This window comes from Moraxella cuniculi DSM 21768, from assembly GCF_900156515.1.
GTDB classification, from domain to species: Bacteria; Pseudomonadota; Gammaproteobacteria; order Pseudomonadales; family Moraxellaceae; genus Moraxella; species Moraxella cuniculi.
On the sequence record NZ_FTNU01000001.1, the window covers coordinates 269853 to 284796 of the forward strand.

Genomic DNA, 14944 nt, shown 5'->3' on the forward strand with positions numbered 1-14944 from the left:
AACTGATGGTTTTGATATCAACTTGCTTTTAAAACCCCACCCCCAAACTCACCCCACTCACCCAATCTTTATTTGAAAAACCTGTGGGCTCGCTGATTGCTTTTGAGGTGAAAATGTCATAGTTAAAGCTTAAGTAAGGATTCTTGGTATTTGGCATGTATTGCCCTTTAATGCCAATGGCGGCACCTGCTAGATGCTGTCCAAGCAATAGCTCATTTTGGCTTTTGTTGTGGTTGGTGATGTATCCTGTATCCAACCCTAAATAGATGGCATGGCTTGATTGACTGTTTCGTGTGCTGTTTTGTGGGTTGTTTTGGTTGATTGTGATGCCTTGATTATTTGCCCGTTGTTTATTTAAAAAACTTGGATAAAAACTGATGTCTTGTCTTACCAAGATGCCATTATCAGCAGACAATGAACGCTCACCATCAAAGCCTCTAACAGTGTACCTACCACCAATTGCCATCTTTAAATCTGGAGTTAAGCTGTCTGTGGCGTATTGGGCTTTGAGTGTGGTACTGTGGATGATGGGTAGTGGTTTGTTGTTAATGCTTGGGTTGTATTTACTTGTTAGATTGGCGTTTAATTGATAAATACCGACACGGGCAGAACCCTCATCAAACAGCTCTTCTGGTGAGGGCAAGGCATTAAAAGCTGCACTGCCGCGTTTATAAGAAATATCTGTCGTAAGCTGATGCTTGCCTTGTTTTAGGTAGGTTTCATGAGTAATGCCCATTTGATAACCAGCAATCTTACGAGTTTGTACATCGATGATTGTACCATCAATATCACTTTCTTGAGATTTGATAAACCCACCGACATACACATGGCTTTTGCTATGAGCATCTCTGTGTATTAAGTGTGATAATTTGGCGTTATACCCACGAGAAGTACCACCATAAACATAATCTTGGGTGCTGCCTGCTACGGTTTGATGATAGGTGTAGCGATTGGCATTTAGTTGTAATAAACTATTTTTAATTGGCAATACATAACCAATACCATAATTCTTAGAGCCTTTGCTTTTATTAGACGGATAATCTTTATCGTCATTAAGCTGATTACCCAAATCCCGCCCAAAGCTTAAATAGAGTAAATCATTAAAATTTGCCAAATTATCCACACTCAAGGTTGCCATGCCTTGATATTTACCTGTGGATTTAGAGCCTGAATCATCAATGCTTAAGCTACCACGAAGACGACGGTTTTGACTATAGTCAATTAAAATATCGCTAAAGCCAATACGCTTATCACCAGACGGCACAATCTTAAAATTAGCATCACTACTTGGCACGCGTTTAAAGTTCTCAAGCATGGTTTCTAAATCACGGATGTTTAATAGCTTGCCTGTTTGTGTAGTGAGTGCTGTGTCTAAGATGGCAGGCTGAGTGATAGCAGGATAAGACTGGTTGGCTGTGTTTTTAACATAGACAGGTACTTTGCTATCCGCTGTATTCACCAGCACCTGACCAATCTTACCAGGAATTACGGTTAATCTTAATTCACCTCCAGATAAATTCTGATCAGCCACCATAATACGACTGGTAACATAGCCTTGCTCAATTAAGCGGTTTTGCACACGAGTCAAGACAGCATTGATATCAGTGACTGTCATACACTTACCTAATACGCTGCTACTGCCCATGATTTCAGGCATGAGTGCAAAGCCAAGCTTGTCTGCAAAGGCAATATCATCTTGTGATAATACCGAATAGCCAATCCGATAAATATCAAAGCAAATATTGCTATCATCTGCCAAAGCTTGCTCATCGTTGATGGCAGACGGGATGGAATCAATACCTGTTAATACCGTTGGATTGGGCACCAATTGGTTAAGCAGAGCTTGATTGCGAGCATCTTGGGTTTGGATTAGGGTTTGGCTTTTGGTGTTGGCAAGGGCGATGCCGTGAGTAAAAATTGCTGTCATGCAAATAAAAAGAACGGAGTATCTAGCCATCACCAAATTTCCCAAAAATATCAAAAAGAATATATCAAGCGGTGTTAATCTGCACAAATTGTTAATTATTGCTATCATTATACTAAAATGTTACAATCATATCACCATTGTTTTTATCTGTCAGAGATTTGAACCGTGAACCATATTTATAAAATCGTCTTTAATAAATCCACACAGACTTGGATGGCGGTTTGTGAATATGCTCGTGGTGTGTCTTGTAACAGTGTCAGTGCTGGCAACAAGCCGTCAATAAAAGGCATGATGGGCAAAGTAACCGCTTTATCCTTTGTGCTATTATGCTTATTACAATCAGCCCACGCCAACACCCCAACAACCATCTTAGCTGACAAATCTGCCAATAAAGCCTTACAGCCAATCATTCTACCCACAGCCAGTGGCATCACTTCAGTCAATATCACAACACCCAATGCTCGTGGTTTATCCAATAACCATTATAGCCAATTTGATGTCGGCAACTCTGGTGTTATTTTAAATAACAACCGCCAAGCAACAAATACCCAAATTGCAGGCTTTGTGGCAGCCAACCCCTTTATGGCTCGTGGTGAAGCTTCTACCATCTTAAACCAAATCAATTCAAGCAAGCCAAGTCATTTGAACGGCTTTATTGAAGTGGCAGGTAAAAAGGCGGATGTGATCATTGCTAATCCATCAGGCTTAGTGGTCAATGGCGCTGGGCTTATCAATGCAGGCAATGTCCATCTGGCAGCAGCAGGCAGCCAAGTCAATCAAGGGCAGGTATCTGGTTATCAAGTAAGTGGCAATCATGCTGGCAATATGAGTATTACTGGCAAACTAAACCTACAAAACACCGATTATGCCGCTTTAATTGCCAAAACTGCCCAAATCAATGATGAGATTTATGCAGGCAAACAACTTGATGTTATCTTGGGTGAAAATCAAATCAATCTTCAAGATGGTGATTTTACCAAGCTTAATGCCACTAATAAACAAACCGATGTATCATCTGCTGGACAAACTGCCAATAATAAAGAACAGCAAGGCGTTGCTCTAGACATCTCAACGCTTGGCGGCATGTACGCAGGTAAAATCCATCTGATTGGCACGGACAAAGGCTTTGGGGTTAATAACGCTGGTGTCATCACCGCAACTGGCAAAGGCGTACAGGCAGGCGGTACACTCACCCTAGATGCTCAGGGCAATCTTATTAATACTGGCATACTGTCTGCCAAAGACAAACTTGCCATCAATACCCATAATCATTCTGTTCTAAACGATGGCACACTGCTTAGCGAACAAGCCAATCTCACCATCAATACAAAAGACCTTGAGAGTGCAGGCACCATCCATAGCACTCAGACCACCCAAATTGATGCCACTGATACTTTAAACAATCAAGACAGTATTTATGGTGGTGTTTTACAACTTACCACCAATCAGCTTGACAATACAGGCAAACTCATCCAAACAGGCACAGGCCGTCTTAATATCAGCACAGACACACTCACCAACAGCAATAAAGCCGTCATCGGTCAAAGTCTGTATGAGCAAACCACCCTCGATACACCAAGCACGCCAAGCAGTGCTCAAAGTGCTGGTAGTATTGGTAGTGATTCTAAAGACAATACAACAGCCAACACTGCCAACTCATCAAACCCATCACTACCTGCAACCACAGACACAACTCAGTCCATCCCAGTACCAAGTGCTGATGGTTTTATCACGACCAAATCTTTAACCAATACAAACGAACAAGCACTCATCACCGCCACAGGTGATATCAACATCACCGCCAAGCAGACAAAGAACACCAATCAAGCATCGATTGATGCACAAACCTTAAACACCAAGACCCTTGCCAACACCGACAGTAAAATCGCCCTAGACGACATCCACTGGCAATTAACGAGCTTTGACAACAGTAAAGGCAGCATCACTGCTAGAAATGGCATGGTGATTGATAGTGGTTCTGGGATTGATAATACCCAAGGCAGTCTGCTAAGCGGTGGTGATATGATACTTATCGCCAAGGACAACATCAGCAATCAAGGTGGTAGTATTACTGCAGCAAAGCAAGCAGACATCACTGCAAAAGAGCTACAAAACGGTGGCAGTATCGCAGCTGATGCACTTACCATCACCCAAGAAGTGGACTACACCCACACAGATCAAGATAAGCTTGTTGCCAATCGCTTGGCGTTTACAACAAGTGGCAAGCTGATTAACCAAAGCCAATTTACCGCCGATCATGATTTGACGCTTAATGCCAATGACATCACAAACCGTGGTCTGATCAACAGTGAAAACACATTCATCAAAGCTGTAGGCACCATTGATAACTTGGCTGGTGGTCGTATCTATGGCACACATCTTGCCATCCAGGCTGACACGCTGAATAATACGCCAGCAAAAGCTGCCAACCAACAAACCAACCAAAAAAACGACCAGCACACCGCCCCAGTCATCGCTGCTAGGCAGCGTCTGGATATTGGTGTTAAAACGCTTAATAATAATCCCAACCCTGACAGAGCAGGTAAGTTTAACGAAAACTTCGACAGTCAAGCTTTAATCACAAGTCTTGACAGTCTTAACATTGGCGGCACTCTCGATGACAATCATCATGCCACAGGCAAAGCCGAAGCCATCATCAATAACGGTGCAACCATTGAATCTGGTGGGCAGATGCAGGTTGGCACCAAAACCTTGTTAAACACCAATGCCGACTTTAACAAGCATACAGTCAAGGTAGAGGAAGGATCTGTCTATGGACAAACACTCTATCGCAATCGTGAGCAGTCAGGGGCAGCTCCTGTCATTCAAAAAAGCACCAATACCGCCGATTTGGGCAATAAACCAATGGCAGGATTGTTTGACTGTACAGAGGGTAGCGACTGCATCATCAACTACGGCAATGATTCTGCCATCTGGTCGTACTTTAAAATTGAGCCGCCCAAAGAGCCTATCCCAAGCATTAAAGCTCAGGATCTGTTAGATGAGCCTGATCTGCCAGAAAATGAAACCACCCAAAGCTGTGCCTTGGCACCTAAAAGCAACCAAGCCTGCACACAATACAATGAAGATTTGGCAAATTACACCAAAGCCATGGCTCCTTTATTAACATGGGAACAGAACAATGCTGCTGCCATCGAAGCATTAGAACTTGCCATCAGAGCATACAACCGCCAATTTAACAAAACCAAAAGTGATGTTGATTTGGCTCTCAATATCTACACCACCGATGAAGCCTACCTAGGTCCAACCAGCCGTAAAGGTGCACCAACTGGAGCTTTATATGTCAAACAAGCAAATGGCAGCCACCAGCGTGTTGGTGAAGAGATTGATGAAATCACTGTAGACTTTGTTGTTTATGAGGATAAAACTTTAACCTCTGACCCTGCTCGCATGGTGGCAGGAGGCAACCTTATCATTCAGGGCAATACACTGATTAATGATAAAAGCCAGATAAATGCAGGCGCAGGCTTTGCAGTGCTTGGCGATAGCATCATCCAAAACCCTGACAACGGTCTGTATGGTGAAAAAACCAAAGTAACCGAAAATGGCCGCTTTATCAGCCGCACAGTTGTCTCCTCTGGTGCAGGTCGTAGGCATAAGCGTATTGATATCGGCAGTGGTGCCTTTGTACAATCCTTTGCTCCGCTGGCAACGTATGAGCTGCCTATCCTAAACGCCACCATCAACACCACAGCAAGCAGCACAAGGATTGATAAGCCAGCCACAACCAATAACAACTCTGTCATTATTGATATTAATAACAATGACAATAACATCATCATCCCAGCATCAGCCCTATACACCATCAATGCCGATGACCCAAATCAACCACTGATTCAGACCGATGCCGCCTTTACCGATTACAAACAGTGGTTATCGTCCGATTATATGCTAAAAGCACTACAATCAGACCCAAATCACATCCACAAACGCCTATCTGATGGCTATAAAGAACAGCAATACCTCAAAGAACAATATCAGCTATTAACAGGCAGACACATCAGCACCGATTATACCAATCAAGAACAAGCCTTTAAACAGCTGATGAATCAAGGCATCACGGCAGCCAAACAGTTCGGCTACACGCTTGGCACGGCACTTACGCCTGATCAGATGGCAAACTTAACCACCGACATCGTCTGGCTGGTGAAACAGCCCATCACCTACACCACCAAAGACAAAGATGGCAATACCATCACCAAAACCCAAGATGCCTTAGTACCCAAGCTATATCTAAGATCTGCCAATATCACGACAGGCACACTTAGCCCTGATGGTAGGTATGCTGCCATGTCTGGCAAAAACATCAACATAGAGCTGACGGGCAATCTAGATAACAACGGTAATGTCATTGCCAAAGACAGCATAAACATCACCGCAAATAACGCCACCAATAAAGGTGCTGTGCAAGGCAACTTTATTGCCATCACAGCAAACAATGACATCACCAACCATGGCACCATATACGCAGACAGTGCCATGAGCCTTGATGCCAAAAACCAAATCATCAACGAAAGTCTAACAGCTACCCAAACAAACACACAAGGACAAAGCTCTTCATCCAACACCACCATCACACACATCGCCACCATCAGTGTTGGTGAGGGCTTAAAAGACCAAACAGATGAACAAGGCAAACCATTAACCACCCTAAGTCTGCGTGGCAATCAGATCATCTATCAAGGTGCCACATCAGACAACACTGGCGGCAGCACCCAAATGACCGCCGAAAACGGCATCGACATTGGCACTGTTACCGTGAGCAACCATATTAGTGCGGTGGCAGATGACAATAATTACTTTAACTACAACCAAACAGAAGATGTGGGTTCAAATATTAGCAGTTATGGTGATACCATCATCAGAACAATCGGTGAGTATGCGGACATTAACATCCAAGGCTCAAGTGTGCAGTCAGGCGGCACAACTGCTGTTATGGCGACCGGTGATGTACGCATGACTGAGGGGCGGCAAACACAGAGTGTAGAGAGTGCAAGTTTACACACCAATCGCCGCTTAACAGGCAGTAAGACCGAGCAGTCCAGCTTTGAGCAGCACAGCAGCACCAGCATAAAAAATCAGGTGAGTGGCAATCAAGTTGTTATCAGTGGTGTCAATACTACTTTGATGGCAACTGAAGTATTGGCGGATGGCGATATTCTTGTTAAAGCCGACAAACAGCTTAGCATTGGCTCTGCTGAAGACAGCCTAAGTAGCCACAGTAGCGAGCAAATCACCAAAAAAGGCATATTTACCACCGCACCCGCCTCAGTGACCCTAGGCAAACAGCACACTCGCCAAGAAAACAGCCATGAGCAAACCACCCATACAGGCTCACTGATTGCCACCACAGGGGGTAACATCCGCCTTGAATCAGGCGATAAGATAGATGTCATCAACAGCGACATCATCGCCCAAAAAGATGAGACAGATGCCAATACAGGCAATATCTTATTTAAAGCACAAACTGTCAATATCACAAGCCAAAATGCCACTACTGCCAATACATACAGCTTTAGCCAGAAAACCACAGGGGTAACTGCCAGTGTTTCTAGCAGCCTTGTTGGTGATGTTCAAAGCATTATAGCACTCAAAGATGCCACCAAAGACACCAATTCTCGCAGAATGCAACTGATGGGAGGTCTTGCAGCTGCCTCCAAAAGCTACACACTCGCCAAAAACCTAAAAAACAAAAACTTCGGCAGCATCAGAGCCCAAGCTACCATCGGCTCACAAAGCATAAAAAGCCAAACCACAAGCCACCAGCAAATCAACGACGCTGCCAACATTCATGCAGATGGCAATCTGATCTTTGATGTCAAAGGCAAAGGCGATGACAGCACACTCACCGTCACAGGCTCAAACATCAGTGTTGGACAAAACCTATACAACCATGTTGAGGGCGATGTCATCTACCAAGCCTCAACCCAGACCAGCACCCAAGACAGCCAAAACAGCAGTAAAGGCGTAGGCTTTGGTGTTTATGCCTCTGCCAATCTTAGCACCGATGGACTAAGCTCAAACTCTGCTGGCTTTACCATCAATGCCAACAAAGCAAAAGGCAACAGCACAGAGCAAACCACAACACATACAAACACCCAAATCAAAGTAGGTGGCACCACTTATAATGACATCAAAGGCAATCTTATCCTAGATGGTGCCAACCTTAGCACTCAGCACTTAACAGGCACTGTTGCCAAAGACTTAATCATTAATAGCCGTCAAGTAACACCCACCACAATAAACCAACCATACACTCTGCAATAAATGGGATAATTTGAAACGATGTGGGATAAGATAAGATAGACCATTTTGCAAGGGCGTTGCACTGGGTGCAACAAGTTGGATAGGGTTTGATTTGTAGGTCTGTGGGAAAAGATGGGTAAAAATGCCTGTCTTTTTTTATTTTTCTATTTTTTACACATAAGCTTGTGGTGATGAGTGGATTTTGGGTGAAGTTTTTAGCTGTCTGATATTTGGTTAAGTGTCAGTTGTCAGGGCGGATAAGGCAACTTCTATTAACCGTCTATCACCATCGCTTTGTAATTGTCCAGCAGGCGATACAGGTAAAAATGGGCGAGATGGCAGTGTAACTGATTTCACTTTGGCAAAGCCGTTTGGCGTGGCAAAAGCAAGATGGGGTTTTTTCTTTGGTGTGATTGTGCCACCAAAATGATGAATACGAGCATATGCCACATTGGTGCCAACGGTGGCGGTGTGGCTGGTGGCACTGCTGGTGATACTGTCTTTTAGCTCGCCTGTATCGGTTAGGGTTTTGCCACCGCCAAAGGCTTTACGCACCCACGCTTGTCCGCCAAAACTCTCACTGTCAAAGTTGTCAGCAGTCATGGTTTCTAATTCTGTTGCAAAAGACCGCATAATGACACGGCTATTCGTGGCATTTTTTAATAATTGAGCCAAAGTATCTTGGGCTTGGCTGTCGTCTAGGTTGATAATGAGCATTGGCAAAGTTTCCTGAGTTTGGTATAATAAAACCATTCCGCTACGGGGTCAGGCACGGGGTCTGGACACAAGTGATTGTGTTTTTAATCTGTTCGATTCAGACGAAGTAGCGGATTTTTATTTCTTAATTTGAATATATTCACCACCCACAATTCCCGCCTTGATTGTCTCTATACTTACATAAAATCCAGAAATTGCTTCAATGTTGCCCTTATTTGCCTTTAGGGTTAATTTAGCAACTTTATTGTCTGTAACTTGATATGCTAAAAGTATCGTTTTATTTTGGTTATCCCATAGTTCCCAATCTGGCTTACCAAAGTCTCTGATAATTTTTTCCAAGGCTCTGAGGTCTAGTGCATCATTATTGGCAGCATGACGAGTGGCTTTATGACCTACAATAATTGTATCACGAAAGCCTACCACAGGGCTTAATTCGTCCATCTTGTGTTCAGTAATCTTGGCAAGCACAGGTTCAGATACCAAGCCAATCCCATAGGTTCGTCTTTGAGAATTGCTATTAATCTGACTTTGCCGAACCCATGCCAAAAACCCCGCTATCCTGACATCACTTGCCATATCTTTGGCAATTTGTCTAAGAGCCTGTTTTTGCCCAAGGGCTTGTTTGGCTTTGTCATACCAAAGTTTATCAAACAAATGACTGGCAACAGGACTACCGCCAAAACCATTTTCGCCCAAAATACGCTCATCATCACTTTTGTCAATCCCTGCTTTTTGGGCTTGATTTTTGGTGATTGCCTTGACGGTGCAACGACAACCAAAGCCGTTTGGTGGGTAAGAATGCAACCAAAAGGGGTCATCGTGGGCATAGATGGCTCCGTGTTTTGCTGAGTGGTTTGGGCGAGTACGGCGGTCTAGGACAGCTGAGTATTGCCAATAAGGGTGGGTGTCTGTCGCCTGTTTCATTCGCTCGTATTTGGCGGTCATGATGGCGGTTCGGCGATTGGCGTGATAAATGGTTTTTAGACGACGATTTGAGCCTAATTTGACTGGTTCCGTCTGACCTGTTTTGGGGTTTTTTGCCAGAATTTCACCCCACCAGCCTTGCTGTACCAAATAAGGCTTGATGGTATTTTCAAAGCCCTTGTAACCTGTGCCGTCTGTCATCGCCTGTTCAATGGCTTTTTTGGTGGCAGAAAGCATATCAAGGGCGGTCATCTTGGCAATGGTAAAGCTGCGAGCATGGGCAAGGGCGTGCGTGTCTTGCCAATCCCAAGAGATGTGCAAGCCTTTAGATTTTAAATGTTCAATGGCTTGCTTTGGTGGCATATCAAATAAGGCTTTTAGCTCTTTATTTGTGAGTTTATCAATACTACTCATCTTAATTTAACCCCATTTCTTCTTGGGTGTGTAGGCGTGATAGCGTGTCGGCAATAAACAACATTTGGGTCAGCTTGTCTTGCAGCTTGTCAATGTGCATTGTGGGGTAAAGACTGGCTAATTTTTCCAAAAGAGCCGTTTCATTATCCAAGTTACTGCTGTCTAAGGTGGTAAAATCACTTAGCATTTGCCCAATTTGAGCGGTCAAATCATCATCACTTGGCACGCCTATCACCAATTTATCAGACAAATCGCCCTGTGGTGTGAAGGATTTTTCACTAAAATTGGGGGTGGTTTGTGTGGTGTTTTGGGCATTTAGGGTAAATTCATCTGCTGACAGATTATACGCTCGCTCATAATAGCTTTGGTTAAATACCACGCCAAGGCTTGCCAAAATCTGGTCTCGCTCTGCCAATGTTTTGTCGCCCACTTCGTCTTCATATAGCACAAATTTGGGCGGACTCACATTGTGAAAATTAAGCTTGCAAATCCAAGTAAGCAAAGTATTAAAACAACTCTCTACCACACGGCAATCATTATCACGAATGTCTTTTGTTACGGTAAGTCCTGCCATTGCCGAAGCGTGGCTTGTGTCTTTTTCGGTGGTTTGGTCTTGACCCAGTAAGGCGATGTTAATCTCACTGCGGCAATAGCGAATAAAATCATCAAACACCTGCGATGAGCCTGTTTTGCCTGTGGCTTCTTTGATTTCTACGCTGCTGTCATTGGGGATTGTTGCTACTGCATTGCCCATCAGCTCTTCTAGGGCATCAAGGAGCTTGCTCGTATCATCATCGGTGTTGGAGCGAGGTTCGTGTCCGATAATCCAAGGCGAGCCAAACTTTTCGGCAAATTCCGCCCAAAACTTTAAACCACCCCGTTTAAAGACGCACGCCCAATACACGCAAGACAATTCTGCCGTACCATAAGGATTGGTAAAGTTGGCATTATTGGTTGGGCAAAGGATTTTAAAGGGTGGCGGTGCGGTCTTGGCAATGCCATCAATCAGCACAAGCTCGCCGTCAGTGTCAAAGCCTGTCCATTCTTGGGGTATGGCAATGAACCTGTCAGGCATCCAAATACCGTCCTTAAACTGCCAGATGACTTCAATGGGCTGATAACCGTACAATATCGCCTCCAAAATCTGCCCAATCAGCCCATAAATGTCCAGATTGTCAAAAATCTGGTTAATGATGGCTTGCTCTTTATCCGACAGCTCACTGTCAAGGCGATAATTAAGCCCTGAGACGCTTGCCTTACGACGGCGTACCGCCCCTGCCACAATGGGGTCAATCAAAAGCTCACGATAAGCCGACAGGCTGGATTTGCCAAGCCGTCTTAGGACAATATCAGGATTTGGGAGAATTTGGCTAAATTTATACACCCCAAAATAACGATGGGCGGTGGCGATTTGGCTTGTAAGTTCGTCTTTATCCAGCTTTGGGGCATGGGTTTGGTTTGGTGTGGTCATTTAAAATCCTTGGGTGAGTTTACTTTTTCTTTTGACTTTGCGAGTGGCAACCTTAATTTGCCCAACATTGAGTTCGCGGCTGGCATAATGAGCCAGCAACAAGGCAATGCCTGCATCGCCGTGGCGTTTTTTGCCATCTGTACCCTGCGTGCGAGTGGTGGGAATGCGTGGTACGCCGTTCACAAGTTCAAAGGCTCGCAAATCGTTTAAAATATCTTCATCTTTGGGTAAGTCGGTAAGTGTGCCATCTTCTAGGGCAGACTTAAAAGGGGCGGTGTGGGTGCGATACCAGCTTTCTGACAGCATAATAGCCTCTATAATGTCCGCCCCAAAGGTGTCCTGCATTTTTTCAGCAAGTGATTGACCATTACCCCTTGCGTCAAACGCACCACCACGCAAATTGGGCAAGCCTTTTAATAAGGTGGTCATAATCTGCTCTTGCTGGGCAAAGGGCATATTGCCAAGCTCTAAGATAAAGGGCGGTTTTAGGATTAAATTTGGGTATTGCAAAAGCGGCACAATCACAGTTTTGTCGCCACTTCTGGCAAAATCTTCGCCCACAAAGCTGATACGGCTTTTATCCAAGCCATCAAGGAGTGGCTCTAAGGTGTCTGTTATCCAATCGTTAATTTCTTTGGCACGGTTATATTCAGGCAATAAAGCAAATTCATCACTTTTATCAAGGCGAATGACGGGTGTATAAGGGCTCATGCGACTTTCAATCAACGCACGGTTTAGCCATTTGCCACCGCCATTTTTGGGAATACAGTCCAGCTCTTCTTTGGCGTCCTCGCCATAACTTGCCCTAATGTCCGCTATCCATTCTATTTCGCCATCGGCTGTCCACTCTATGCCACGCCTTAGGCAAATGCGTTGGTACAAACCATCAGCAATGGCATCATCAAAGCTAATGCGGTGCAAAGAATAAGGCTTTTTGCCTGCTCTGATGTCATTGACAAGTTCATTAAAGGCATTGTCCACCCCATCGTGGGTAGAAATGATATGCACCTGACCTCCCCACATCAACAGAGCCATCGCTGACTTTAATAGCTCTGACAGGCTTTCGTGGAAAGCTGCTTCATCCAAAATGACCCGCCCTTGCTTACCACGCAAGTTGTTGGGGCGAGATGACAAGGCGGTAATGCGGTGTCCTGACGCAAAACGAATGACAAACGCCAAAATCGCCTGTCTATCATCGCCATCCACAAAGACTTCTTCGGTCTCTTCTATTTCGCCTGCCACCAAACCATAAAACTTCGCCCAGTTGCCACAGTCGTGGATAAATTCAAGTGCCATATCTTTGTTATAGCCGACATACCAAACATTCATTCCGTTTGTCTTGGCTGCCAAAAGAGCCGAATCAGCCGCTTCACCCCAAGTTAAACCAATACGCCGTGATTTTTCACACACTTTAACCGCCGATGTGTCAGCACACCAGCGTTGTTGGTAGGGCAATAGCACCATTGGACTGCGAGATAAGGTATTGTCTGTGATGGGCTGCTTGGTTGTCATGCTCCAATCCCCAAAATCTTACGGCGGATTTCGTCAGCCGTTTCGTCAGACAGTCCGCCTTTTTTGACTGCTTTGGCGACATCGCTGGCAGTTTGTTCAATTTTGACCTGCAATTTGGCTTGATATTCTTTTAAATTGGTACTTGCTGAAGTCAAAGCAGCGATATTTTTGGAGGCTTTGGCAACCATATTAAACCGCTCAACCGCTCCCAAATTGTCCATATCGCCAATCTCCACCAATGCGTCAAACAATTCGGTCTGCACCATTGCCATCAGTGCCTCTGAACGAGTATCGCCCTCATCACTTGCCCCTTCGGCAATCAGCCGTGCCGCCTCCGTGCTTGCTTTGATACTGGCAAAGCGTTTTTGTACCTTTGAGCCGTAGCGATGAACAGCACTTCGGCTGATTTCATAACCTTGAGATTTTAGCCAGTCGGCAAGTTCGGTATAGTTGCCAAAGCCATTGTCAGCAAGCCTGCGTTCTAATTCATGGCGAATATTACTGGGAAGTTTTTCAACACTGCTTCTTTGTGCCATAACACCCCCTAATCCTGCCAGTATTTGTCAGGTCGCCCAATACCAAGTGGACAATCAGTGGTATATTCGGCAATGTCCACCCCTTGATAAGTTAAGTCGGCATACCACACGCCATTGGGCTGTTTGGTGAGTTGGATAAAGCTGGCATTGGATAAGTATTCAAGTTGCTGACGAAGTTCTAAGGCGGTAATGTCGGCATAAATCCCCCGCATCACATCCAGTAAAAAAATCTCGCTGGTGGTGTATGGGCGAGCCTTGTGCAGGGTGTTGATGATATGCCAACGCATACCCTCGCGGCGTGCTTTTTCGTTCATTGTCTTTGGCTCTCCATTTTGTACAGGTCGGTCAAGGTCTTTTGAATGCTGTCCATTTTGGCTTCTAGGACGGCTTGGTTGCGGATATAATCTTCTCGTAGGACAAATTTTTCGGGCAAGACGGCTTTTTGTTCGGCAAATAGGGTTTCTAAATGCTCAACTTTGTCGGATAGTTTGTCTTGGGCTTTTTGGCGTTCGTCTTGCTGGGCTTGAAACTGAGCAAGTAGCATTTTGCCAAAGCCCCAACATACGCCCAAAAACGACAACAAAAAGCCAACAAGTTGCCAAAAATCAATGCTGATAAAAGTATTATCCATCTACACGCCCCTTAGGTTTTGCTTCTCAAAATCGGTTTGGCATGCCACACACCTTTGACACCCTGTAACTTTTTGCTGTCTTAAAAGCGGAATGGGTTCATCACAGTCAATACAATGGGTGCGGGTGGGCAGGCTTGTCTTTTGGGTCGCTTGTCTGATTTGATGCTCCAAAATCAGCTCGCTTTGGGTTTGGGCTGTGTCTATCACATCACTCACGCTCACCTCCTGTGTATTCGTAACTTTGGTTTGTATTATCACGACTTGCCAAAAATTTTCTTGCCACTGCATAACCACCGACTGAACCCAGATATACCAGCCAAAGCTGCCAGTCATCGGTATTTAGGCGGATAAATTGAACAGTTGCAACAAGGCTTGCGACATTTGCCCAAAGACGGGTGTGGGAAAGTTTGCCTGTTTGTGGGTTTGTGATAAGGTCAAGAATTTTCATTGTCAAACTTGTGCTAAAATTTGAGGGTATTATGCCAAGATGAGTACAACAAGTCCTTTAAAGCGTTTTAAAAATTGCTTGGGTGAGTGGCTTGATG

The 14944-nt window shown here is 44.7% G+C and carries 11 protein-coding genes; 1 reads left to right on the plus strand and 10 read right to left on the minus strand.

Going from position 1 to position 14944, the window contains the following annotated elements; genetic code table 11:
- Window positions 1-28: 28 nt before the first annotated feature.
- Window positions 29-1927 carry a ShlB/FhaC/HecB family hemolysin secretion/activation protein gene (locus tag BW928_RS01305; RefSeq protein ID WP_076554422.1) on the minus strand — a complete coding sequence of 633 codons (1899 nt, stop codon included), beginning with the start codon at window positions 1925-1927 and terminating at the stop codon, window positions 29-31.
- Between the two features lie 165 nt (window positions 1928-2092).
- Here BW928_RS01305 and BW928_RS01310 point away from each other — a divergent pair, with 165 nt between their 5' ends.
- Complete coding sequence (locus BW928_RS01310; protein ID WP_076554423.1) at window positions 2093-8215, plus strand: two-partner secretion domain-containing protein; 6123 nt, start codon at window positions 2093-2095, stop codon at window positions 8213-8215.
- A gap of 213 nt (window positions 8216-8428) precedes the next feature.
- On the opposite strand, the gene BW928_RS01315 is transcribed toward BW928_RS01310, so the two are convergent.
- The 9 genes from BW928_RS01315 to BW928_RS01355 form a co-directional block, all read right to left on the minus strand.
- Window positions 8429-8911 carry a phage virion morphogenesis protein gene (locus BW928_RS01315; RefSeq protein ID WP_076554424.1) on the minus strand — a complete coding sequence of 161 codons (483 nt, stop codon included), beginning with the start codon at window positions 8909-8911 and terminating at the stop codon, window positions 8429-8431.
- 117 nt (window positions 8912-9028) lie between these two features.
- Complete coding sequence (locus BW928_RS01320) at window positions 9029-10249, minus strand: phage head morphogenesis protein (RefSeq protein ID WP_076554425.1); 1221 nt, start codon at window positions 10247-10249, stop codon at window positions 9029-9031.
- Window position 10250: 1 nt separating this feature from the next.
- Window positions 10251-11720: a DUF935 domain-containing protein gene (locus BW928_RS01325; protein WP_076554426.1), complete on the minus strand. Its 1470-nt coding sequence runs from the start codon at window positions 11718-11720 to the stop codon at window positions 10251-10253.
- Window positions 11721-13232 carry a terminase large subunit domain-containing protein gene (locus BW928_RS01330; protein WP_076554427.1) on the minus strand — a complete coding sequence of 504 codons (1512 nt, stop codon included), beginning with the start codon at window positions 13230-13232 and terminating at the stop codon, window positions 11721-11723.
- The gene (locus BW928_RS01335) at window positions 13229-13768 is read right to left on the minus strand and encodes a DUF3486 family protein (protein ID WP_076554428.1); all 540 of its coding nucleotides are present in this window, start codon (window positions 13766-13768) and stop codon (window positions 13229-13231) included. Before BW928_RS01335 ends, BW928_RS01330 begins: the two co-directional genes overlap by 4 nt.
- A gap of 8 nt (window positions 13769-13776) precedes the next feature.
- Window positions 13777-14082, minus strand: a complete 306-nt coding sequence (locus BW928_RS01340; RefSeq protein WP_076554429.1) for a hypothetical protein — start codon at window positions 14080-14082, stop codon at window positions 13777-13779.
- Window positions 14079-14399 (minus strand): hypothetical protein, encoded by a 321-nt coding sequence (locus BW928_RS01345; protein ID WP_076554430.1) that lies wholly within the window; start codon window positions 14397-14399, stop codon window positions 14079-14081. Before BW928_RS01345 ends, BW928_RS01340 begins: the two co-directional genes overlap by 4 nt.
- On the minus strand, window positions 14400-14615 hold the full coding sequence (locus BW928_RS11570) for a TraR/DksA C4-type zinc finger protein (protein WP_076554431.1): 216 nt from the start codon (window positions 14613-14615) through the stop codon (window positions 14400-14402).
- Window positions 14608-14847, minus strand: a complete 240-nt coding sequence (locus BW928_RS01355; protein ID WP_076554432.1) for a DUF2644 domain-containing protein — start codon at window positions 14845-14847, stop codon at window positions 14608-14610. Before BW928_RS01355 ends, BW928_RS11570 begins: the two co-directional genes overlap by 8 nt.
- Between the last annotated feature and the right edge of the window lie 97 nt (window positions 14848-14944).